This is a genomic window from Bacillus cereus group sp. MYBK245-2 (assembly GCF_051916145.1).
GTDB lineage: Bacteria > Bacillota > Bacilli > Bacillales > Bacillaceae_G > Bacillus_A > Bacillus_A pacificus.
The window spans coordinates 1-21,074 of sequence record NZ_JBQAGB010000010.1; the positions used below are offsets into that span (position 1 = coordinate 1).

Genomic DNA, 21,074 nt, shown 5'->3' on the forward strand with positions numbered 1-21,074 from the left:
TGATGGCAGAGAGGTCACACCCGTTCCCATACCGAACACGGAAGTTAAGCTCTCTAGCGCCGATGGTAGTTGGGACCTTGTCCCTGTGAGAGTAGGACGTTGCCAGGCAATATTATTCCGCAGTAGCTCAGCGGTAGAGCTATCGGCTGTTAACCGATCGGTCGTAGGTTCGATTCCTACCTGCGGAGCCATTGGAGAGCTGTCCGAGTTGGCCGAAGGAGCACGATTGGAAATCGTGTATACGTCACAAGCGTATCAAGGGTTCGAATCCCTTGCTCTCCGCCATAGGATTTATAATATTTGGCCCGTTGGTCAAGTGGTTAAGACACCGCCCTTTCACGGCGGTAACACGGGTTCGAATCCCGTACGGGTCACCACTTTGGAGGATTAGCTCAGCTGGGAGAGCACCTGCCTTACAAGCAGGGGGTCGGCGGTTCGATCCCGTCATCCTCCACCATATAAATTATATGAATAGTATTATCGCGGGGTGGAGCAGCACGGTAGCTCGTCGGGCTCATAACCCGAAGGTCGCAGGTTCAAATCCTGTCCCCGCAACCAAATGGTCCCGTGGTGTAGTGGTTAACATGCCTGCCTGTCACGCAGGAGATCGCCGGTTCGACCCCGGTCGGGACCGCCATTTTAATAAGGCTCGGTAGCTCAGTCGGTAGAGCAGAGGACTGAAAATCCTCGTGTCGGCGGTTCGATTCCGTCCCGAGCCACCATTTATCTTAATCATATACGCCGGCTTAGCTCAATTGGTAGAGCAACTGACTTGTAATCAGTAGGTTGGGGGTTCAAGTCCTCTAGCCGGCACCATGTAAGTTTCGGAGGGGTAGCGAAGTGGCTAAACGCGGCGGACTGTAAATCCGCTCCTTCGGGTTCGGCAGTTCGAATCTGCCCCCCTCCACCATTTACATAGGGGCATAGTTTAAAGGTAGAACTGAGGTCTCCAAAACCTCCAGTGTGGGTTCGATTCCTACTGCCCCTGCCAAATATATTTACACAGCATGGCGGCTGTGGCGAAGTGGTTAACGCACCGGATTGTGGCTCCGGCACTCGTGGGTTCGATTCCCATCAGTCGCCCCATTTTTATTTTAAAAATTATAAATAATCTAATGGATACTTACATATAATTAAGTAAGAATTCGATGGGCTATAGCCAAGCGGTAAGGCAACGGACTTTGACTCCGTCATGCGCTGGTTCGAATCCAGCTAGCCCAGCCATTTTTGCGGAAGTAGTTCAGTGGTAGAATACAACCTTGCCAAGGTTGGGGTCGCGGGTTCGAATCCCGTCTTCCGCTCCAGTAAAATTTTATATGGCGGCATAGCCAAGTGGTAAGGCAGAGGTCTGCAAAACCTTTATCACCGGTTCAAATCCGGTTGCCGCCTTTTCTTTTGTGCCGATGTGGCGGAATTGGCAGACGCGCACGACTCAAAATCGTGTTCCTTCGGGAGTGTCGGTTCGACCCCGACCATCGGTATCAAGCAAACGTTGATTTAAACGGTTCTTACGTTCAGTAGGAGCCGTTTTTTCGTGTTCTTAAAAGTTTATTACATACGATTATCTCCTTGTTAAATAAGCGTACTAAATCATGTACCAAAGGGAGGTAAAAGTTGTTATGAAAAGACGTAATAATGATTTAAATGTCAAAGAATTAGCAGTAATTCACGATTCTGTACAATTAGATGTACTGGACTATAAAACCGCTCTACACTTATTCCTTAATGATTGTCAGTTACGTAATTTACGTGACCATACAATTCGATATTATAGGAGTGAATTAACTACGTTTTACAAACTTCTCATGGATCAATCTGTATCCACAAATCCTACTGAAATTACCAGTGAAGTAATTAAGAAAAACGTTATTTTCCATATGAAAGAGGTTCTACAAAGAAAACCGGTTACGATTAATACACGTTTACGGGCTATTAGAGCGTTTTTTAACTTTCTTCATACTGAAAGGTATATTAAATTCAATCCAATGAAAGACGTTAAATTCTTACGTGTCAGAAGGCAAGCTATACCTACATTTAGCAAAGAACAAATAAAAAATTTATTAAAGCAGCCTAATTTAACTACATTTATAGGCTTTCGTGATTATACGGTAATGCTATTACTTTTAGAAACAGGGGTAAGAGCGAATGAACTTGTTGGAATAGCAATTACTGATATTAAATGGGAAGATTCCTTTGTTCATATTCGTAATACAAAAGGATATAAAGAAAGATTAGTACCCATTCAATCATATATGAAAGAAGTATTAAGAAAGTATGTGACGGTTCGAGGATCAATGGAGACGGATGCTTTATTTACTTCAATAGATAATCGACCAATGACAAAGCGACAATTACAAAATCGAATTAGCAAGTATGGAGAAATGGCGAAGATAAAAGATGCTCGTTGCAGCCCCCATACATTTAGACATACGTTCGCTAAATTAAGTGTTCAAAATGGAGCAGGAATATTTGAACTACAACAGATACTTGGGCATACCACAATGGATATGGTTAGAACATATGTGAACTTATTTAGTAATGATGTAAAAGAGAAGCATAAAGAATTTTCACCTTTAAAGATGCTGAATAGATACAAATAAAAAGAAAAAAGCCACCTATTGCAGTAGGTGACTCAAAGTTAATATTCGCTAAAAACTAAATAACGGATATTCCGTACATTTAATACCTTCATTATAAATTTTTAAAAAGTATAATGCAAAGGTTTAATTTCCTATTGTCTTTTTTAGGTACATGTACAGGGATTTCCGAACGTGGGAATGACCTAACACCACGATAAACACTTGAACAGGTTAGCTAAGCCACTGTCATAAAATTAAGCGTTCTAACATATAACGTTTCCTTGTTTGCGTTGTTAGAAGTCTAGGAGAGAACGTCCATAAACGGTTTGGTAAGGTTGCTTGGTGTATTAAGGTACAGGTAGCAACGAATAAGAAAGAAATATTAGGTTACGAAGTAATAAAGGATAATGTCAGTAGTACAAACTCCTTCCCTATATCTTTCAGCATGTTGGACAAGCATAGCATGTTAAAAATTCGTTGTAGGTGAAAATCTAACGTTCAAACAAGGTGTTACTATACGGAATCCTTAACCCGATAGACCATGATAAAAATAACAATGAACGTCTGCTTTATGTTGCATTAACTTTCTTGTTTTTGCAATGTAAGGTAGTCATTCCATGCCCTAGCCGTTGTCCTGTACCCTCATCCCATGATGAAAGACATCTGATCCAAGTCAATACGTTTTATAAAATTTAGAATGAACAAGGTAAGTTATAAATCTTATATAAACCCTTACCGAATAGAAAGAGGGAACAAAGGAAGAACCATTATTTTTAGGTCAAGATGTAGCAAATTGGATTGAATACGCATGGAAAGACTCAAGACAGTCGCATAGGGACGTTTCTAAAATGTTAAAAACTGTAGATGAAGATGAAAAGAAGCTGGGGGGAACATTATTCCCATCAGGTCAAATTAGAGAATCTTGGTTCTTAACTGAAGATGGATTGTATGAAATTTTAATGCAGTCGCGAAAACCAGTTGCTAAACAATTCTCACGGCTTAATTTTCAGCTGTTAATATTTAGATGAAGATGAATCCATGTCCGTCAAATTGACGGGTATGAATATGAACTCGACTTTAATAAATGAGTCAGGTTTATATTCGGCAATTTTGCCGAGTCCTCTTATATCAACATTAAAAATGATAATAATAATGAGTAATATCGTATTTATTGAAAATAACGAGGTAGTAACAGATAGTTTAATGGTGGCTGAAGTATTTGGTAAACGTCATGATAATGTAATGTCTGATATCAATAAGTTAATTGGTTATTCTAGCGATGAATTTTCACTCCTTAATTTTCAGGAGTCAACTTATATCAACGAACGAGCAAGACAATACAAGAAATATAATTTAACTAAAGACGGTTTCACATTATTAGTAATGGGATTCACTGGAGAAGAAGCTTTAAAGTTCAAAATGATGTACATTAATGAATTTAACCGAATGGAACAAGAGTTAAGAAATCGTGATTTAAATTCTTATATGATTGATGATCCGATTGCGAGAGCTGAAAGATGGATTAAAGAACAGCAGGAGAAACAATAGAGCAAATTGAACCATCCATTTTAGATGATACAAACGTTGATTGGGCTATACTTGATAATTTTATCGATTGTGAAGATGAAAAAATAGCTATCCTGTACAATATGCAGGTCAGGTCAAAATTGCCAAATGTAGACGAAGACGAAAAGCGGACTTATGCAATCCATAACTCAGGTCAGAATCGTGAAATTTGGTTCTTAATTGAAGGTGATAGACGCAATTTTGCACACATTCCGTATATGAATTGGAATGATTTTATGCCGATTAATACGTTTATTATTCATAATTGTAATACGCTAAGCATAAACTTTCGTATGAGCGAATGTAATAGCGGTTCGAAAGTTCTAGGTAGCTTAATATAGCAGTAGTTATAACGTACTTAATAACCTCATATGAACTTGTTATGATGCTCTTAATACGTACTTAATAATGCAGATTTAATAACCACTTAACACCCTCTTAATAAGTAAAAAAGCATCCTCTAAATTGAGGACACCCTTTAAAATTCTTCTAACTTTATTTTTCCACCTCTATAGGCTAGTTTAATATTATTTTTCTTTAATTCATTTGCCAACTTGTCCGTTTTAGTAGGTGATTCAAAGAGGTTATAAAACTTGTATATATCTAATTTTGCATCTCTTACAAAATGGCGCAGATCAGAAACAGAACCAGTAAACTCTGCTGGATAATTAGCGTATTTATAATACTCTTTAACATAAATGGACAATGCTTTTGCAATTGTTGGAATGTCCATTCTTGTAAAGTCTGAAGAGGAATTTGAAGTACCATATAATTCAAAGTCATTTCCGTAAAGCATTCTTAACATCTTAACTTCTTTAGGTGTAAATGTATTCATGATATTAATCCTCCAAGTCCTCTAATTTTTTGTTTGGAAATTGTGCTACAAAGTCAAGTATAAGCTTTAATTCATCTTGTTCTAACTCAGTTCCCTTGTGATATTTACGTAGGGCTTCAACAAGACCATAATATTTATAACTATTTAGTATTTCTTCTTCAAGGTTATTTGCTTTTTCTAAGAAAAGTAACGGATTACCTTTATAAGTTTTATCTTTAGCAGTTTCATAATCATTTAAGAAAGCTAAAGGGTTATCACTGTTATTTAATTCTTTTGCAGCGGTTTCTTTTTTATTTTCTTCTTCTGTTAAAAATGACAATGGATTACTATTGCTTGCTTCATAACGTTCAAAATTTGAAAATAAATTGTCTTTGTTCATATTAATACCATCCTTTATTTAACTTTTGATTAGCCCTATCCAAAGAGAAAAGTTTTTTTGGGGGATGTTATTATCCATTCCCCCTGCTATCCGTTTGGTAAGGGCATTACTTTGTTCAATTATTTGTTAGTACAAAATGATTCGTATTATTAATACGTTCTACAACAATTCCACATTTAGATAATTGACTCATTAGATCAGTATCTTGTTTCTTTAATCGTAAGTTATCAGTAGTTGTATTTAGATATTCAGCAACTTGTGGAAATGAAATTGGTTCATTTTTATATGCATAGTATCCTAAAGTTAAAATACTAATGTGCTGAATAAATTCTTTGCGATTCATGTATTTCTTTTTCATAAATTTGCTACCTCCTTAATTTTTAAAATGAATGTACGAGCGAAAGTGAAGTACTAAGCCGTCCGGCAATTGAGGACATATAACAAGCAATATACTTAAAATTAAACTTTTATATTTGTTAAACTTGCTACTTATTAAACCTGTTATTTATTAAACTTGTAAATTTTTAAACTATATATAAAGTTAACTTGTATCAAAGAATAAGAAGTAATTAACGCTCAAAACAACGTTTAGCCTTACTGCCACAATGGATTGAGCGTGATTTAAAACAGTTCAAAAAAGTTACCCATTCGAGCAAATAAGGGTCAAAAAGGTTACCTATTTTTTGGAGCATATGGTGAAGCAGCAAACATACCTCTTAACGTATTATCAGGTTGACCACTTTTTCTATAAAAGATATATGGATTTAATGTGATGAAAGTGTGGCGTTTATCTTCCAGTATCGTTTCTGCAATTACTCCACCTTTTCTTAAACTCCTAAGAAGAGTAGATATTTTCTTTTGATGAATTTCAGTAATTTGTGCAATGCTTTCGATATTAAGATACTGAATTTCCTTAGAATCAATTTCATGAGGATTAATACAAATCATGTTAGTTTCATAATGCACATATGGAAGTAACTTATATAAGAATCCAATTTCAGCAGGTTTTAAGATTTTGCATAGCTGCTTTAATGTTGTAGTAAATAATTTGATTATCTTTTGTTCTTGAGCTTGTCCTCTAAAGTGGTAAGTAGGATTAATACGGTATCCACCTTTAACCGCTTCTAAAATCCCATTACTTTCAAGTGCTTTACATAACCGCTTATTAGTACTATTTGTAATACCTAATGTATGTTCAATATCTACTTTCTTAGTCATAACCGCCCCATCCTTTCCAATTAAAAACCCTGTTCCGAATTCCATATGACACTGTAATTGTAATAAATATCCAAGGTGAACATTTGTTAATTTAGAAATCACTTCTTTAATATTCTCCATATTCGCAAAACTGAAATGACGGTTATCTCTTTCTTTTTCTAATTTGTTCTTATATGCCTGTCTCTGATTTTCAGATATTACTTGTGATTGGGGATTGATAATATCCTCACCTAATACTTCACCAGTTTGTTGATCAACTAAATGTACTAATCGAGATTGAGTCATCAATTCTTCACCTCACTTTCATCTTTTTGTACGTTTTTAACCGTATTTAATTTGTTGTATTGTCTTGTTTTAAGGTTAAATAAGTAACGACAATAAGCTAATTGAGAACTTAGTGATCTAACGTTTAGCTGCAATGTGTTTGCTTTATAAAGTTCAATCATGTTGTCGATTGCAGGTTGTAAACCTTCTTCATATACAATTTCAAACGTAACAAGATGGCCGTCATCTTCCTTTTGAGTTACAGTTACATGACCAATTGATGCTCCTTTAATCGTTGATAATGCAGCAGTTAGCGACATATCAGTTGTGTGAAAAATCTTTTTAACCATAATTAACATTCCTTTCGAATTACCATATTGTGATTTCATAAACCATTAATACTTTGGAATCGTGTGTAATTCTTACGTTTTAAAATTTAGTTAAGGTGTAATTGCTCGAGTGATTTTTATCGAGTGTTACCGAATGATCGTATCGAGTAAAAAACATTTTAAAATTAATGAGGATATTGTTCTTGTGGATGTGATGAAGCCGAGAAAAATAAAGTAAGAAGTAACTGTATACATTCTGTTTTTATTACGCTTAAAAATAGGCAAAACAAAACCCTGCACCGTTAGATACAGGGAAAACAAGGGGTTTCAAAACGTTTAAAACTTGAAACTGTAGTGCTCATTTCTATGCCAATTTGAATTAAGTGGAGATAAGAAGTAGCTGAATCCCTCTTATCTGTAAAACATTATTACTTCATATGTGAAATAATTTCGCGTGATTTTTACGTTAAATAAGTGTAAAAAGGTATGTATATGTAGTGGTAAGGAATAGATGAAGATATGAGGGGGAAGAGTGGTCACCATCTTGTGCGGTGTTAACGAATATATACGAATTGATACGAACGTAAAGATAGTGAAGGGGTAGTTAATTTGTTTTACGAATGAAGGAAGTTTGAAACGATATAAATTAGAATATGAAAAAAGACCATCATAAACGATAGTCTTGTATCAATTCTTATATAATTGTTCAACTGCATTTTCTCTATCTGCTTCTGTTGGTGCTGAATAGCGAAGGATCATATCAGCACTGGAATGACCTGATAAGGATTGAATGATGCTTATATCATGTCCTGCGCGTACAAGGTCAGTAATAAACGTATGTCGTAGTTGATGTACATTGAAACCATATTTATTTATTAAGTGCTGCACACTCCTAACACTAATACGCTCACCTCTATTACTTAGGAATAAGGCTGGGCTATTTCCATTGCGTTCTTCTAAATACTTAGTTAAAGCCCTCCTAGTTTCTACATTCAATGGTATTGTACGTTCTTTATTTCCTTTTCCAATAATCTTAACCGTACCTTTTCTATCGGTAAGGGACATATCATTGATATCTATATTCACTAGTTCACTAACACGTAATCCACTATTTAATAGAAGTAGTACAATAGCCGAGTCTCGCTTGTTGCCTGCTCTATCCACTTCACGTATGAGTTGGTTGCGTTCGTTTCTATCGAGTGATTTAGGTGCCACTTGCTTTAAGTCTTGTTGCTTCACTACACTTATGTCTTCTATTGCTTCTGTCTTATTACTCCACTTACAATACTTCTTTAATGCATTAAATACTTTATTAATAGTTGCTGCTGATTTCTTATGTGAAACCATGTAGTCAATATACTGTTGGACATCAGAACGAGCAAAGCTTTCTAGGTCTGTTCCTGCACCATCAAGCCACTGTTCGAATTGCTTTAATGCATGAGTATACGTCTTAACAGTTGTTACTGACTTCCCTTTTAATGCTTCATTTACGAACTTATGAATCATGATAATTCCTCCCTAAATAATTCTACGCAACTTTTTTTACTTGTTATTCATGTGTTTATGTATGTATTCCGCCTGTTTATATGTATATTTTAGCATAGAATTATAATTCTATGCAATAATTCTGCGCTGATTTAAGGTTGGGAATATGCTTGTTACTTATGCACTCAATAAGAAGTTTTATAGGATCTGACATAATAGCTGAATTAACTGGATGCATATGTAAAAAACATCTTGCCAACCTCTTCCAGTGATAAGACAATATAGGGGGGAGGGGTGGTTTACATTCTGAATAAGTGAATTGTACAAATGAAGGCGCATGACCCTAATTTATTTCACAGGGGAATTTTTAAGAGGGGGGATTTAGATAATGTTCAAATATGCAAAGGTAGCAATTGTTGTTGGAATTATAGCTCTTCTTTCAATTAATATTTATCTAATAAAAAGTAAAGACGTGGAAACTGATACAAAAGAAACTGCTAGTGAAGTACCAAACGAAGATGTTGATCCGATAGATGATAAAGAAACAAAAACGACTGTCACAACTAATCCTCAAAATAGGGATGCAAGTATACAGAAAGCATTAGATGAATCAAAGGACTTTGCGAAAAGGAATTTACCGGATGAAGTAATTGATATGCTATATGATGATAGTGGAGAGAAGAAAGTAATTATCCTTTTTAAAGATGATGTATGGTACAGAAAGTCTAAATTACTTAAAGAAGCAGATACGATGGCATTAGGAAGTATAATAAATTCTAACTTTGAAAAGGCTGGGGTTATACCTAAGGGAGAGAAAATAACAATCATTGTCACAGATAGCCAAGGTAGAGAAGTAGCATATACAAATCCTGCTGATAAAGGATCATGGATAATAACTAATTAAAATAAATTCAAAAGAGCGTTTCTTTATGAAGTGCTTTTTTATTGAAAGAAAGAAATTATGCGTATATCTTGTAGGAACGTACATTCTTTGATACCATTTTTATGTAGTAAATTCCTATAATTGTATAAGGGGTGATGGAGAATGATTTTTGAAGATAGACGTATGCTGAGAGAGAAATTAATTAGAGAGTTGTATAATGATTATTTTGAGAATGCAGGACAAGAAGTATTGATTCGTCTTAACTTAGATGATAAAGAAGATAAGGAAAATCATTTAGCTTATCAATATTTAGAAGAAAAAGGCTTAATCTATTACCGTTCTATATCTAAGGATGGAGGATATGGAGTGAAAATAAATGCGCATGGAATTGATTATGTTGAGAAATAAAGTTTCATACTTATAGGAGGGTTTAATAAAAATGGATGGATATTTGCCTTTAACTAGTATAGAATCTGATAAATTACATTTTTCAACAAAAGCTAAAGAAATTGCAAAATTTATTGAAGTAGTACCTAATAATATTCCTTACGCAATATCTATAAACGGTTCATGGGGGGCAGGAAAGTCAACTATGCTCAATTTTATAGAAGAAGAATTAAACACAGGGATATGTAAAGTTGTACGATTTAATCCTTGGATGATTAATAATAGGGAAGAATTGATTTTGTATTTATTTGAAGAAATTTATGATTGTATAGACAAAGGTTATACAAATGCTAAAGAAAAATTTAAGAGCTATGCTTTAAAAATATCCTCACCATTAGCTAAGCTTACAACTTTAGCCGTATCAATGAGTCAAGGGGTACCTGCTCCTGTAGCAAATCCTGTAGCAAATGCGGTTGGAGATATTGTAAAAGAAACAGGAGAAGCAATATTTAACAAACCATTGTCTAAGCGTAAAAAAGAAGTAATTGATGAACTTGAAATGATGTTTGTTGCGAACGGACAAAAAATTGTAATTATGATTGATGAAGTAGATAGATTATTTCCAGAAGAGATAGTGAATATATTTCAATTGATAAAATCAACTTTAGATCTTCCAGGATTATTTTTTGTTGTGGCGATGGATGAAATTGCTGTATGCGATGCTTTAGAAAGTAAAGGGATAAAGAATCCTTTTATTTACTTGCAAAAAATCTTCCAAAAAAAATATATTGTGAATACACAATACCAGTTGCAGACATTATTTGAAGAATTTATAAATAAGGAAATAAAAGAATCATCTGATACAAAGAATCAAGATCTAAAATATTTATTAGACACATTTATTGAAACTAATGTGGATAATCGTCTTGGGACGGCTGATAATAACTATGTTAGTATGTATAATATTATTAGGGAGCATTTGGAAAATCCGAGAGCTTTTGTGAACTTTAAAGATTTTTTATTTGAAAAATGGGAGCAATATCATAGTGGAATTCCTGAATATAGAGATCGTAATGTGGGATTACAGGTGGCTTTTGTTGTATTATTGAATTTTTATTTGTATCCTCATTATAGTAATCCGCGTTTTGCAGGCTTTCATTACTTATATCAGGATGAACAGAATTCAATTCCTAGTTTTGTTGTACAAGCTAGTACTATAATTCAACAAATAAACGGTGGTGTATCATTTGAATTAAACGCTTTTGTAAAAGAAATAATGTATAATTTACAAAAGTATCCTGACTATATAAAAAGTGTGAAAGAGAAAGTATAAATAATTTTTATGATATTAAATGTATTATCCATGTAGGTATTGTTTATAAAACATTTGTCTCTCGGTAAGGGCGAAAATATATATAAATAATATATGCACTATATAATAGGAAGAAACTCGTTTTATGTCGAACTACTCAACTTGACTAGCCCTTTTAAACGAAATATACTTATTTACAAGATAGTCGTATGTTATGATTTTGTTTAAACTTAAATTGAACGTTAAAGAGCGTATATATATCAATGTTTCTGATGGTTTATGAGGGAAGATTAAATTCTATAACCGACTCAAAATCGTGTTCCTTCGGGAGTGTCGGTTCGACCCCGACCATCGGTATCACGAACGGCGTAATAAAAAAGACTCTACACCAAATGTGTAGAGTCTTTTTTATATTTTCATCATACTAAAGAATAAGCACAAATAGGTACTAAATGATTAAGATAAACGTATTCATGTAGTATTTGAATGTGTCATAATTCTCCCCCTCTATACTCACTTCAAATTTTTTCCTATTTTAATTATACAACAATAGAAAGGAATTAAGGGAATATTATGGAAATCGGTATCGGTGATGTAAAAAACTCTAATAGAAATGGTAGAGTTTTTTTGCTAAATTATGTTATGTGATTCTAAAATTCGTGATAAATGTAGCAATTCATGTATAATATAACTTGTCGAAAGAACAAAATGATAGTGATTTATATTATGTCTGTAATATGAATCAAAAATGAACTTTTTATATTTCTTTTAAAAATGTGTTGAACACACATGATATTTCATATTAATATTTTTATGTAGATTTAAAACCGGAAAGAGAGTGGAAAGTATGGGTCGTAAATGGAATAATATTAAAGATAAAAAAGCATCAAAAGATGCAAATACTAGCCGTATATACGCGAAATTTGGACGTGAAATTTATGTAGCGGCAAAACAAGGCGAGCCAGATCCGGAATCAAACCAAGCGCTTAGAGTGGTATTAGAACGTGCGAAAACATACAATGTTCCAAGAACAATTATCGATCGTGCAGTTGAAAAAGCAAAAGGTGGTTCAGAAGAAAATTATGACGAGCTTCGTTATGAAGGATTCGGACCAAATGGAGCTATGGTAATTGTAGATACACTTACAAACAACGTAAACCGTACTGCAGCAGATGTACGAGCTGCATTTAGCAAAAACGGTGGTAACATGGGTGTAAACGGTTCTGTAGCTTACATGTTTGATGCAACAGCTGTTATCGGTCTTGAAGGGAAAACATCAGATGAAGTTCTTGAGATTTTAATGGAAGCAGATGTGGATGCACGTGACATTCTTGAAGAAGAAGATGCTGTTATCGTGTATGCTGAACCAGATCAATTCCATGCAGTACAATCTGCTCTTAAAGATGCTGGCGTTGAAGAATTTACAGTTGCTGAATTAACAATGCTTGCACAAAACGATGTAACACTTCCTGAAGATGCACAAGCACAATTTGAAAAAATGGTTGATGCATTAGAAGATTTAGAAGATGTGCAACAAGTTTACCACAACGTAGACTTAGGAGAATAATACGATAGAAGCCCCTTTTCATTTAACGGATAGGGGCTTCTTTTTATGAATTTCATTAAGGTGATGAATGAGTAAAGGTATTTTGTTGTAGACAGGGAATATGCTTATAGGGATATGTGAAATATTCATTATTGCTAGGAGGCTTAATATGGAACATAAAACACCAAAGCATATCGTTGCTGTAGCAGGTTATTTAACAAATGAAAAAGACGAAGTGTTATTAGCTAAAGTACATTGGCGATCGGATACATGGGAGTTGCCAGGAGGACAGGTAGAAGAAGGAGAAGCGCTCGATCAAGCAATTTGTAGGGAAATAAAAGAGGAAACAGGATTAACGGTGAAGCCTATCGGTATTACAGGAGTTTACTATAATGCTTCCATGCACATTCTAGCTGTTGTTTTTAAAGTGGCATACGTGAGCGGTGAAATACAAATTCAGCCTGAAGAAATACAAGAGGCTAAATTTGTTGCTTTAAATGAAGAGAACATAGATGAGTACATAACGCGTCCTCATATGAAATCCAGAACGCTTGATGCGATGAGAGCAACACATTGTATTCCGTATGAAACGTGGGAAGTGCAGCCATATAACTTAATAGGAAGATTGTAAAGAAAAGAGTAGCCGGTTTGAGATACAATCAAATCACTACTCTTTTTTGTATACTGTTTAAGAAAAAGGTCAAAATAATAATAGTGTTAGTATTGATTTTAAGAACGTTTGTTCTGTATAATGTATGATATATTATATACATTTAGATTACTAGATACTCAAAAGTATATATATTGGTAGATGATATAATGAAAATAGAGTGCTTTAATATAGAAAGTATAATAGCCTTAAGATTTAATCTGTTATTGGTTTAGCATAATCTATATTCAATATTTCAGATGAATAGTAGATAAAAAAGGACTGTGATACAATACTTTTTTATCCCACTATTTGCCGGGCAATCAGATTGGTGCGTTCTGATTAAAGTTTCACCTTATACCTTACAATGATGTAAGGTATGTGTAAGAGAAATCGATGGGATATTTTTTTACAACAAGGTATTCTTAAAGTAAGAATTATACGCTGTGTGGAAAAGAGGTGTTTAAGATGAAAGAACGAGTATTATCTAGGGTGAACTATCATCAAAAAGTTGCATTAAATCCAATGACTAAGTTTTTGTATAAAGCCATTATTTTATTATTATTGTTAAGTTTCGCGTTATTATTCATTGGAAATGTAATGATCGAGAAAAGTGATATTAGTAAATTACATGTACCGGCTAAGTTAGAGGTGCCAGAATCATTAACACATGCATTTATTGCAACAGAAGATAAAAGGTTTTATCATCATAACGGTTTAGATTATATAGCGATTATCAGAGCGTCTGTTGAGAATATAAAAGCTGGTGGTGTTGTGCAAGGTGGTAGCACAATTACACAACAGTTATCAAAAAATGCTTTTTTAACGAATGAACGTACATTTTCTCGCAAGTGGAAAGAAATTTTTTATACAAAAAAAATTGAACGTACATTTACAAAGGATGAAATTTTAAAATTATATGTAAGTAATATTTATTACGGAGAAGGAGCATGGGGAATTGAAAAAGCAGCAAACCTATACTTCGGTAAAAAGGTGAGCCAATTAACATTGGCTGAAAGTGCAATGATGGCTGCTGTAGTAAAGGCACCTGCTTATTACTCACCGGTACAAAATTATGATAAGGCCGTAGAGAGACGAAATGTCGTTTTGAGATTGATGGAGAAAGAAGGCTATATCAATCATGATGAGTATGTGCAAGCAGTTAGTGAGAAGTTAGTCATACGTCATGATATAAAAACAGAGCAGTCGATGTTAAATAGTGCTCGTGAAAAAGCAGTAAGCTAATGGAAGTTCCTACATAGGAGCTTCTTTTTTTGAATAAATTGTGACAAATCGTGACACAATATCGTCACAATTATTGTGTTTTTGTAATTTATGTGAGCGTGTTCATTGCGTGACGTATATAAGTGTTGATATTATGTGTATTGTGTACAATGCTGTATACAGAATATGAAATTAAAGAGGAATGTATATGAAATCATCGAACAAACTCATGGCTCTTGGTATAGTTTTTTCCATTGCAGTATTGATTGTGATCGGAACGATTGCGTATAGCATCATAAATGACAAAAAAGATAAAGGGAATGAGATGTTTGCTTATTCCACACAACAATCTTTAGGGAAAGATGATGCTCCGGTTAAGGTAGTTGAATTTGGAGACTTCAAATGTCCCGCTTGTCGTACTTGGGATGTAACAGTATTGCCACGATTAAAAGAAGAGTATATTGATAAAGGTAAAGTGCAGTTATACTTTATTAATTTTCCGTTTATTGGGAAAGACTCTGATTTAGGTGCAGCAGCTGGTGAAGCAATTTATAAACAAGATAAAGATTCATTCTGGACTTTCTATGATGAGATTTATCAAAGTCAAAAGAAAGATACGGAAGAATGGATTACAGAAGAATTACTTCTTAACATTGTGAAAGAGAAGCTTCCGAAAGTTGATGTAGATCAATTTAAGAAAGATTTACACAGTAAAGAAATAAAAGAAAAAGTACGTAAAGATTCAGATCGTGCTCAAAAATTAAAAGTTCAAGGTGCTCCTTCAGTATATATAAACGGAAATCTTGCAAATCCTGATTTCGATAGTATGAAGAAGGCGATTGATAAAGAATTGAAAAAGTGATGAGCTACTCATCACTTTTTCGACTTTTTTCGATAAAATTCTTGCTTCCGCTTTTTTTACATGCTATACTACTTTACATAAGTTATTCTAATATCTTATATGTATTTCATATTTGCGGGTGTAGTTTAGTGGTAAAACAAGAGCCTTCCAAGCTCTGGTCGAGAGTTCGATTCTCTTCACCCGCTCCAAATTTTATTAAATGTTTTTCTATAAATTGTGATCAACGCAGTGTTTCGTTTCCGAGATAAACGAGGCATTGCGTTTTTTAATGTTTGGAAAACAGTATTTTATGCGAAAATAGAAGTAAAGAATAGTATTCCAAAAGTGAATTGCTAACCAATAGATCGTTACATAAAGGATGGATTCATCTGAGGAGGCGATTAGGAATGGATTTTGAACAATTAAAGCAAGATGTCATTGCGTATAGTAAAACGATTGGTATAGATAAAATAGGCTTTGCTAGTGCTTCACCATTTGAAGAATTAAAGCAGCGGTTAATCCAGCAGCAACAATTAAATTATCAATCTGGATTTGAAGAGCCTGATATAGAAAAGAGAACGAACCCACAGCTTCTATTACCTGGTGCAAAATCAATTATTGCGATTGCATTAGCGTATCCTTCAAAATTAAAAAATGCACCATTAAGTAAGCGTGGAGAACGCCGTGGGATTTTTTGTCGTGCTTCTTGGGGACAAGATTATCATCTAGTATTACGAGATCGTTTGCAGAAATTAGAAGCATATTTAATCGAAAAACTTCCCGATATAGAAGTTAAGTCAATGGTTGATACGGGTGAATTAAGTGATCGAGCTGTTTCAGAGCGTGCTGGTATTGGATGGAGCGGTAAGAACTGCTCTATTATTACACCTGAATTTGGTTCGTATGTGTATTTAGGAGAAATGATTACAAACGTTCCCTTCCCACCAGATCAGCCGATAGAAGATCAATGCGGGAGCTGTACAAAGTGTATTGATATTTGTCCTACAGGTGCTTTAATACAAGGAGGACAGTTAGATTCGAAGAAGTGTATAGCATTTTTAACACAGACGAAAGGATTCCTACCAGAAGAGTATCGCGACAAAATAGGTAATCGTATTTATGGATGTGATACGTGTCAGACAGTTTGTCCGAAAAATAAAGGAATGGATTTTCATAATCACCCTGAGATGGAACCAGATCCTGAGTTAGTTAAACCGTTATTAACACCGCTTTTAACAATTAGCAATCGTGATTTTAAAGAGAAATATGGAATTATGTCTGGTTCATGGAGAGGTAAAAAACCGTTGCAACGAAATGCGATTTTGGCACTTGCACATTTTAAAGAAGCATCAGCAATTCCAGATTTAATAGGTGTTATGAAAGATGATCCAAGACCAGTGCTTCGCGGGACGGCAGCGTGGGCGCTTGGGAAAATTGGTGGAGACGGCGTGGGCGAAGCTATTGAAAAAGCGATGCAACGTGAGAAAGACGAAGAGGTTCTTCATGAAATGAATCGCGGACTTGAACTGTTAGCGCAGAAAAAAGAGTAGATAATATCTCCCTTTTTCATATTGTAATATGGGAGGGAGACGAAATGGTTGTAAAAATAAATATTGAAAAGCAAGTCCAACACTTTTTAGCATATATAACAGAGAAACGAACAAATGTAGATGGTATTGCTGAAGATTTATTACAAATAGCAAAGAGAAAGAAACAATTATTTCAAAAGCGTAATGCAGAGATAGTAAAAGCAACTGCGGATGTTTCTTTTATGAGGCAATTCAATAATAGCAATCATCAAGAAATTGATTATCAAATACATTTTAAATATTTAATTAAGCATAAAGAATTATTTTATATTGAAGAGGAACAATTAAAGCGAAGGGTTTGTTTAAATAATAGCCGGATAATAGGTGATTATGCTATTGAAGTGCCAGAAGCAGTTGGAATGAGTGAGACATTAGAAAGGGAAGTTACAAAAGAGAAGTACGGTTCCTATCAGTACAACCGTTTAGAGGCAGTTAAATATGCAGAGCGTTGGTGGGATGATCGAAACCCTGCATATCGTAATTTCCCTGATAATTGTACGAATTTTATTTCTCAATGTCTTCATACTGGAGAAGTACCAATGAATGGATATCCTAATATTCGTAAAGGATGGTGGCAAAGGGAGAATCAGTGGAGTTGGAGCTGGGCTGTTGCACACTCTTTTTATTGGTATTTGTCAGGTGCTACATCAGGACTTCGAGCTGAAGCTGTAGAAAGGCCAGAGGACCTTATTCTTGGTGATGTCATCGCTTATGATTTCGAGGATGATGGTAGGTGGAATCATACGACGATTGTAGTAGCAAAAGACGCAGATGGTATGCCACTTGTAAATGCACATTCAGCGAATAGCCGTCGGCGTTATTGGAACTATGAAGATTCTAGTAAATATACACCACAAATGAAATATAAATTCTTTCATATTATTAATGGGTAGAGATTTTTCGCTCAAGTGGTATAATACGTAGTAGACAAAAAACAGAGGTGAATATCGCGTGGGAGTACATGTTGTTTTATATCAACCAGAAATTCCAGCAAATACAGGAAATATTGCTCGTACTTGTGCAGCAACTGGAACAGAATTGCATTTGATTAGACCGCTTGGATTTTCAACGGATGATAAAATGTTAAAGCGTGCAGGATTAGATTATTGGCAGCACGTGAAAATTACGTATTATGATTCAATTGAAGAGTTTTATGAGAAAAATAAAGACGGTGAGTTCTTCTATTTAACAAAGTATGGCGAGAAAGCTCATACAGCGTTTGATTATAGTAAACGTGAGAAGGATTACTACTTTGTATTTGGAAGAGAAACGAACGGTTTACCAGCTAATGTAATCGAAGAAAATTTCGATCATTGTTTACGTATTCCAATGACTGATAAAGTGCGTTCATTAAATTTATCAAATACAGCAGCTATTTTAATTTATGAAGCGTTCCGTCAACAAAATTATCCAGGATTAGATTTAGAAATTGTTTATTAAAAGTCGCCATATGGCGGCTTTTTTTCTAAAAATAAAAGTAAATATGGAATCATACATTTAAAAAAGGGTACATAGTCATATAGAATGGTGATATATGAATAAAAATAGATTAGACGGGTTGAGATAAATATGAAGGAACAATATCGTAATCAAAATACCTTTTTAAGTATGATAGATATGGATTTAATAAGAAGAGGATTATTACATGCTATTCAAGATTTAGTATTTATTGTGAAAGTTATGGATGATGAAACCTTTACATATATTTATGTAAATAAGATAGGTATGGATTATGCAAAGCTAAGCGAAGAATGTTATGGAAAAACGTTTTCTGAAGTATTGCCGAAAGATACGGCGGAAATATTGCAAGTGCAATATGCAAAAGTAGCGAGCGAAGCAAAAGCACATACCTTTTGTGATGTAGTTAGTTTACCAACTGGTAATTTACATTATGAATCTTCACTTAATCCTGTATTTGATGAAGAAGGGGTATGTCAGTTTATTATTTGTATTACGAGGGATATTACAGCTCAAATTGAGGAGAAGATTGAAATAGAGGAAAAACAAATGTTATTTAAGTCATTACTAGAATATAATAATGACTCCATTATATCTATAGATTCTATAGGTAGAATTACATATGCGAATCCAGCAACGTATGAAATATTTGGATATCGATATGAAGAATTAAATAATAAATTTATCTTTGAATTTATTAATAAAGAATATGAAAAAGATTTTCAAATTATATTTAAAGGATCCATGCAAGGAAAAGCGAAGCAAATTGTTTCAAAGAAGTATGTTCATAAAGAAGGGTACGAGCTATATATTTCTCTGAGGACGATTCCGATTATTGTAAATGGTGAAATTGTTGGAGTATATATTGTTACGAGAGATGTTACAAGGCAAGTATTAAATGAGATGAGAACGGAATATTTAGCTTACTATGACCAGTTAACAGGATTAATGAATAGAATTTCATGTGCAAATAAGTTAAATACTTTGTTGAATGATAATACAGAGTTTGCGCTTGTTTTTATAGATTTAGATGAATTTCATCTTATTAATGATACTTTTGGCCATAAAGAAGGAGATAAAGTATTACAAAAAGTTACAGAATGTTTAAGCAGTTTTGAAATAGCTGGTATGCACTTATTTAGAGAACACGATGATCAATTTGTTATGTTAATAGAAAATATAACGAAAGAACGTGTAGAGGGAGTTGCCAAAAACATACTGAAAAGGATTAGTGAACATTTTGTAATCGAAGAAGAGGACGTGTATTTAAGTGCGTCAATCGGAATTGTAATGGCTCCAACAGATGGAGAAGATGAAAAAATATTATTCCAAAGAGTTGATGCTGCTTTGGAAAAAGCAAAAGAAAAAGGAAAAGGGCATTATCATTTTTATTGCAGCGGGTTAGATTGTGAGCGTGAACAAAGATTTATAATAGAAAACCAATTACATCGTGCTATAGAAAAAAATGAATTCTTCTTATATTATCAGCCGCAAATTAATATTGAAACGAAAAAAATAGCTAGTATGGAGGCTTTAATAAGATGGGAGAATAAAGAATTAGGATTTGTCTCTCCCAATCAATTTATTCCGCTAGCAGAAAGAACAGGATTTATTATTAAGCTTGATGAATGGGTAGTAAATGAAGTGTGTCGACAAATACGCGAATGGTTAAATAAAGGATATGAAGTTGTCCCAATTGCAGTTAATATTTCAGCCAGGCATTTTCGCTCTATTACATTAATAGAGATGATTACACGAGCTTTACATAAGTACAATGTACCAGCCCATTTATTAGCGATAGAGGTTACAGAAGGAGCCCTTATACATAAAGATATATCGAAAAGAGTATTGCTACAATTAAAAGAACAAAATTTAAAGATTCATTTAGATGATTTTGGTACAGGATATTCATCTTTAAGTTATTTAAAAACGTATCCAATTGATACTTTGAAAATTGATCGTTCTTTTATGGAAGGTATACATGTAGATGAACGCGATACGAATATTACGGCTGCAATTATTCATTTAGCTCATACGTTGGAATTGAATGTAATTGCAGAAGGGGTAGAAAAAGCAGAACAAATACAATTTTTGAAGGAAAAGAATGTGAAGTTTGTACAAGGTTATTATTATAGCCGCCCTTTATCAAAATATGATGTGGAAAATGTGTATTATAAATAATTGATAAAAAAAGTGATGTGCTAAGAAGCACATCACTTTTTATGTGTACCGGGTTTATCATTGTAACCAGATGTAAAAATAGCTGTAAGAAATGTGAGTGATACACCTAAAATTAATAATAATTTCATACTAATATCCCTCCTATTTTTCAGTTTACGAATCTGAAATATGAATCGAAATGTATGTAATGTTCTTGGAAGAAAAGAATTTATTTAAAATGAATAGAGGTGTAAAAACTTTAATACCTATATTATACAGAATTTTCTTTGAATTTTGGAGAGAATTTTATAGCACTACTGTATATTTCATTTTGATTTAAAGAATGTTTGAGGACATCCTAGCATACCTT

The 21,074-nt window shown here is 34.0% G+C and carries 20 protein-coding genes, 16 tRNA genes, 1 rRNA gene and 1 pseudogene; 32 read left to right on the plus strand and 6 right to left on the minus strand.

Annotated features, from left to right (window positions below; all coding sequences use genetic code 11):
* From rrf to ACTFRN_RS16995, 20 genes and pseudogenes are all read left to right on the plus strand, one after another.
* Window positions 1–108: ribosomal RNA gene (gene rrf, locus ACTFRN_RS16900) — 5S ribosomal RNA — on the plus strand; the annotation flags it as partial.
* Between the two features lie 8 nt (window positions 109–116).
* A tRNA-Asn gene (locus tag ACTFRN_RS16905) sits at window positions 117–191 on the plus strand.
* A gap of 2 nt (window positions 192–193) precedes the next feature.
* Window positions 194–285 (plus strand) — tRNA-Ser (locus tag ACTFRN_RS16910).
* Window positions 286–302: 17 nt separating this feature from the next.
* A tRNA-Glu gene (locus ACTFRN_RS16915) sits at window positions 303–377 on the plus strand.
* A 4-nt stretch (window positions 378–381) separates the two neighbouring features.
* Window positions 382–457 (plus strand) — tRNA-Val (locus ACTFRN_RS16920).
* Window positions 458–481: 24 nt separating this feature from the next.
* Window positions 482–558 (plus strand) — tRNA-Met (locus ACTFRN_RS16925).
* A 3-nt stretch (window positions 559–561) separates the two neighbouring features.
* Window positions 562–637, plus strand: a tRNA-Asp gene (locus ACTFRN_RS16930).
* Between the two features lie 9 nt (window positions 638–646).
* Window positions 647–722, plus strand: a tRNA-Phe gene (locus tag ACTFRN_RS16935).
* A gap of 18 nt (window positions 723–740) precedes the next feature.
* Window positions 741–816 (plus strand) — tRNA-Thr (locus ACTFRN_RS16940).
* A gap of 10 nt (window positions 817–826) precedes the next feature.
* Window positions 827–910 (plus strand) — tRNA-Tyr (locus ACTFRN_RS16945).
* A gap of 7 nt (window positions 911–917) precedes the next feature.
* Window positions 918–991 (plus strand) — tRNA-Trp (locus ACTFRN_RS16950).
* Window positions 992–1,010: 19 nt separating this feature from the next.
* A tRNA-His gene (locus ACTFRN_RS16955) sits at window positions 1,011–1,086 on the plus strand.
* Window positions 1,087–1,149: 63 nt separating this feature from the next.
* Window positions 1,150–1,224, plus strand: a tRNA-Gln gene (locus ACTFRN_RS16960).
* Between the two features lie 5 nt (window positions 1,225–1,229).
* Window positions 1,230–1,304: transfer RNA gene (locus tag ACTFRN_RS16965), tRNA-Gly, on the plus strand.
* A 14-nt stretch (window positions 1,305–1,318) separates the two neighbouring features.
* A tRNA-Cys gene (locus tag ACTFRN_RS16970) sits at window positions 1,319–1,389 on the plus strand.
* Between the two features lie 10 nt (window positions 1,390–1,399).
* Window positions 1,400–1,481 (plus strand) — tRNA-Leu (locus tag ACTFRN_RS16975).
* Window positions 1,482–1,619: 138 nt separating this feature from the next.
* On the plus strand, window positions 1,620–2,600 hold the full coding sequence (locus tag ACTFRN_RS16980) for a tyrosine-type recombinase/integrase (RefSeq protein ID WP_016716395.1): 981 nt from the start codon (window positions 1,620–1,622) through the stop codon (window positions 2,598–2,600).
* Window positions 2,601–3,343: 743 nt separating this feature from the next.
* Window positions 3,344–3,607 (plus strand): annotated as a pseudogene (locus ACTFRN_RS16985) (BRO-N domain-containing protein); the annotation flags it as partial.
* Between the two features lie 37 nt (window positions 3,608–3,644).
* Window positions 3,645–4,127 carry a Rha family transcriptional regulator gene (locus ACTFRN_RS16990; protein WP_229147445.1) on the plus strand — a complete coding sequence of 161 codons (483 nt, stop codon included), beginning with the start codon at window positions 3,645–3,647 and terminating at the stop codon, window positions 4,125–4,127.
* 119 nt (window positions 4,128–4,246) lie between these two features.
* The gene (locus ACTFRN_RS16995; protein WP_029141045.1) at window positions 4,247–4,486 is read left to right on the plus strand and encodes a hypothetical protein; all 240 of its coding nucleotides are present in this window, start codon (window positions 4,247–4,249) and stop codon (window positions 4,484–4,486) included.
* 137 nt (window positions 4,487–4,623) lie between these two features.
* Here the strand turns inward: ACTFRN_RS16995 and ACTFRN_RS17000 are convergent, their stop codons facing one another.
* The 6 genes from ACTFRN_RS17000 to ACTFRN_RS17025 form a co-directional block, all read right to left on the minus strand.
* Complete coding sequence (locus ACTFRN_RS17000; protein WP_001091610.1) at window positions 4,624–4,980, minus strand: hypothetical protein; 357 nt, start codon at window positions 4,978–4,980, stop codon at window positions 4,624–4,626.
* A gap of 4 nt (window positions 4,981–4,984) precedes the next feature.
* Window positions 4,985–5,359 (minus strand): hypothetical protein, encoded by a 375-nt coding sequence (locus tag ACTFRN_RS17005; RefSeq protein WP_001030776.1) that lies wholly within the window; start codon window positions 5,357–5,359, stop codon window positions 4,985–4,987.
* Between the two features lie 115 nt (window positions 5,360–5,474).
* Complete coding sequence (locus ACTFRN_RS17010; RefSeq protein ID WP_016716398.1) at window positions 5,475–5,717, minus strand: hypothetical protein; 243 nt, start codon at window positions 5,715–5,717, stop codon at window positions 5,475–5,477.
* Between the two features lie 314 nt (window positions 5,718–6,031).
* Window positions 6,032–6,862 carry a hypothetical protein gene (locus ACTFRN_RS17015; RefSeq protein WP_016716399.1) on the minus strand — a complete coding sequence of 277 codons (831 nt, stop codon included), beginning with the start codon at window positions 6,860–6,862 and terminating at the stop codon, window positions 6,032–6,034.
* A complete protein-coding gene (locus ACTFRN_RS17020; protein WP_016716400.1) occupies window positions 6,862–7,191 on the minus strand; it encodes a hypothetical protein in 330 nt (109 codons plus the stop codon). Before ACTFRN_RS17020 ends, ACTFRN_RS17015 begins: the two co-directional genes overlap by 1 nt.
* Before the next feature lie 666 nt (window positions 7,192–7,857).
* A complete protein-coding gene (locus ACTFRN_RS17025) occupies window positions 7,858–8,676 on the minus strand; it encodes a tyrosine-type recombinase/integrase (RefSeq protein WP_016716401.1) in 819 nt (272 codons plus the stop codon).
* Between the two features lie 367 nt (window positions 8,677–9,043).
* Here ACTFRN_RS17025 and ACTFRN_RS17030 point away from each other — a divergent pair, with 367 nt between their 5' ends.
* The 12 genes from ACTFRN_RS17030 to ACTFRN_RS17085 all read left to right on the plus strand — a co-directional run bounded on the left by ACTFRN_RS17030 (window position 9,044) and on the right by ACTFRN_RS17085 (window position 20,725).
* A complete protein-coding gene (locus ACTFRN_RS17030) occupies window positions 9,044–9,559 on the plus strand; it encodes a hypothetical protein (protein WP_016716402.1) in 516 nt (171 codons plus the stop codon).
* A 141-nt stretch (window positions 9,560–9,700) separates the two neighbouring features.
* Entirely contained in the window at window positions 9,701–9,946 is a 246-nt protein-coding gene (locus ACTFRN_RS17035) for a hypothetical protein (RefSeq protein ID WP_016716403.1), read from the plus strand.
* Window positions 9,947–9,977: 31 nt separating this feature from the next.
* On the plus strand, window positions 9,978–11,258 hold the full coding sequence (locus ACTFRN_RS17040) for a KAP family P-loop NTPase fold protein (protein WP_016716404.1): 1,281 nt from the start codon (window positions 9,978–9,980) through the stop codon (window positions 11,256–11,258).
* Window positions 11,259–12,084: 826 nt separating this feature from the next.
* Complete coding sequence (locus tag ACTFRN_RS17045; RefSeq protein ID WP_000532946.1) at window positions 12,085–12,804, plus strand: YebC/PmpR family DNA-binding transcriptional regulator; 720 nt, start codon at window positions 12,085–12,087, stop codon at window positions 12,802–12,804.
* A 148-nt stretch (window positions 12,805–12,952) separates the two neighbouring features.
* Complete coding sequence (locus ACTFRN_RS17050) at window positions 12,953–13,414, plus strand: NUDIX hydrolase (protein ID WP_000400448.1); 462 nt, start codon at window positions 12,953–12,955, stop codon at window positions 13,412–13,414.
* A gap of 486 nt (window positions 13,415–13,900) precedes the next feature.
* Complete coding sequence (locus ACTFRN_RS17055) at window positions 13,901–14,677, plus strand: transglycosylase domain-containing protein (protein ID WP_000664712.1); 777 nt, start codon at window positions 13,901–13,903, stop codon at window positions 14,675–14,677.
* A gap of 187 nt (window positions 14,678–14,864) precedes the next feature.
* Window positions 14,865–15,518, plus strand: coding sequence for a DsbA family protein (locus ACTFRN_RS17060; RefSeq protein WP_000842720.1), 654 nt, complete (start codon window positions 14,865–14,867; stop codon window positions 15,516–15,518).
* A gap of 114 nt (window positions 15,519–15,632) precedes the next feature.
* Window positions 15,633–15,706: transfer RNA gene (locus ACTFRN_RS17065), tRNA-Gly, on the plus strand.
* Between the two features lie 198 nt (window positions 15,707–15,904).
* Entirely contained in the window at window positions 15,905–17,047 is a 1,143-nt protein-coding gene (gene queG / locus ACTFRN_RS17070) for a tRNA epoxyqueuosine(34) reductase QueG (protein ID WP_000345218.1), read from the plus strand.
* Between the two features lie 44 nt (window positions 17,048–17,091).
* Window positions 17,092–17,979, plus strand: coding sequence for an amidase domain-containing protein (locus tag ACTFRN_RS17075; RefSeq protein WP_000260538.1), 888 nt, complete (start codon window positions 17,092–17,094; stop codon window positions 17,977–17,979).
* A 58-nt stretch (window positions 17,980–18,037) separates the two neighbouring features.
* Window positions 18,038–18,526, plus strand: a complete 489-nt coding sequence (gene trmL, locus ACTFRN_RS17080) for a tRNA (uridine(34)/cytosine(34)/5-carboxymethylaminomethyluridine(34)-2'-O)-methyltransferase TrmL (protein WP_000538147.1) — start codon at window positions 18,038–18,040, stop codon at window positions 18,524–18,526.
* A gap of 129 nt (window positions 18,527–18,655) precedes the next feature.
* Window positions 18,656–20,725: a sensor domain-containing protein gene (locus ACTFRN_RS17085; RefSeq protein ID WP_000664292.1), complete on the plus strand. Its 2,070-nt coding sequence runs from the start codon at window positions 18,656–18,658 to the stop codon at window positions 20,723–20,725.
* The last annotated feature ends 349 nt before the right edge of the window (window positions 20,726–21,074 follow it).

Bases quoted from the DNA above. Each gene is read 5' to 3' on its own strand.
- ACTFRN_RS17000 (WP_001091610.1), bottom strand. From the start codon at position 4,980: ATGAATACATTTACACCTAAAGAAGTTAAGATGTTAAGAATGCTTTAC.
- ACTFRN_RS17085 (WP_000664292.1), top strand. From the start codon at position 18,656: ATGAAGGAACAATATCGTAATCAAAATACCTTTTTAAGTATGATAGAT.
- ACTFRN_RS17005 (WP_001030776.1), bottom strand. From the start codon at position 5,359: ATGAACAAAGACAATTTATTTTCAAATTTTGAACGTTATGAAGCAAGC.
- ACTFRN_RS17050 (WP_000400448.1), top strand. From the start codon at position 12,953: ATGGAACATAAAACACCAAAGCATATCGTTGCTGTAGCAGGTTATTTA.
- ACTFRN_RS17060 (WP_000842720.1), top strand. From the start codon at position 14,865: ATGAAATCATCGAACAAACTCATGGCTCTTGGTATAGTTTTTTCCATT.
- ACTFRN_RS17045 (WP_000532946.1), top strand. From the start codon at position 12,085: ATGGGTCGTAAATGGAATAATATTAAAGATAAAAAAGCATCAAAAGAT.
- ACTFRN_RS17040 (WP_016716404.1), top strand. From the start codon at position 9,978: ATGGATGGATATTTGCCTTTAACTAGTATAGAATCTGATAAATTACAT.
- ACTFRN_RS16990 (WP_229147445.1), top strand. From the start codon at position 3,645: ATGAACTCGACTTTAATAAATGAGTCAGGTTTATATTCGGCAATTTTG.
- ACTFRN_RS17010 (WP_016716398.1), bottom strand. From the start codon at position 5,717: ATGAAAAAGAAATACATGAATCGCAAAGAATTTATTCAGCACATTAGT.
- ACTFRN_RS17025 (WP_016716401.1), bottom strand. From the start codon at position 8,676: ATGATTCATAAGTTCGTAAATGAAGCATTAAAAGGGAAGTCAGTAACA.
- ACTFRN_RS17055 (WP_000664712.1), top strand. From the start codon at position 13,901: ATGAAAGAACGAGTATTATCTAGGGTGAACTATCATCAAAAAGTTGCA.
- queG (WP_000345218.1), top strand. From the start codon at position 15,905: ATGGATTTTGAACAATTAAAGCAAGATGTCATTGCGTATAGTAAAACG.
- ACTFRN_RS17075 (WP_000260538.1), top strand. From the start codon at position 17,092: ATGGTTGTAAAAATAAATATTGAAAAGCAAGTCCAACACTTTTTAGCA.
- ACTFRN_RS17035 (WP_016716403.1), top strand. From the start codon at position 9,701: ATGATTTTTGAAGATAGACGTATGCTGAGAGAGAAATTAATTAGAGAG.
- ACTFRN_RS17020 (WP_016716400.1), bottom strand. From the start codon at position 7,191: ATGGTTAAAAAGATTTTTCACACAACTGATATGTCGCTAACTGCTGCA.
- ACTFRN_RS17030 (WP_016716402.1), top strand. From the start codon at position 9,044: ATGTTCAAATATGCAAAGGTAGCAATTGTTGTTGGAATTATAGCTCTT.
- ACTFRN_RS17015 (WP_016716399.1), bottom strand. From the start codon at position 6,862: ATGACTCAATCTCGATTAGTACATTTAGTTGATCAACAAACTGGTGAA.
- ACTFRN_RS16980 (WP_016716395.1), top strand. From the start codon at position 1,620: ATGAAAAGACGTAATAATGATTTAAATGTCAAAGAATTAGCAGTAATT.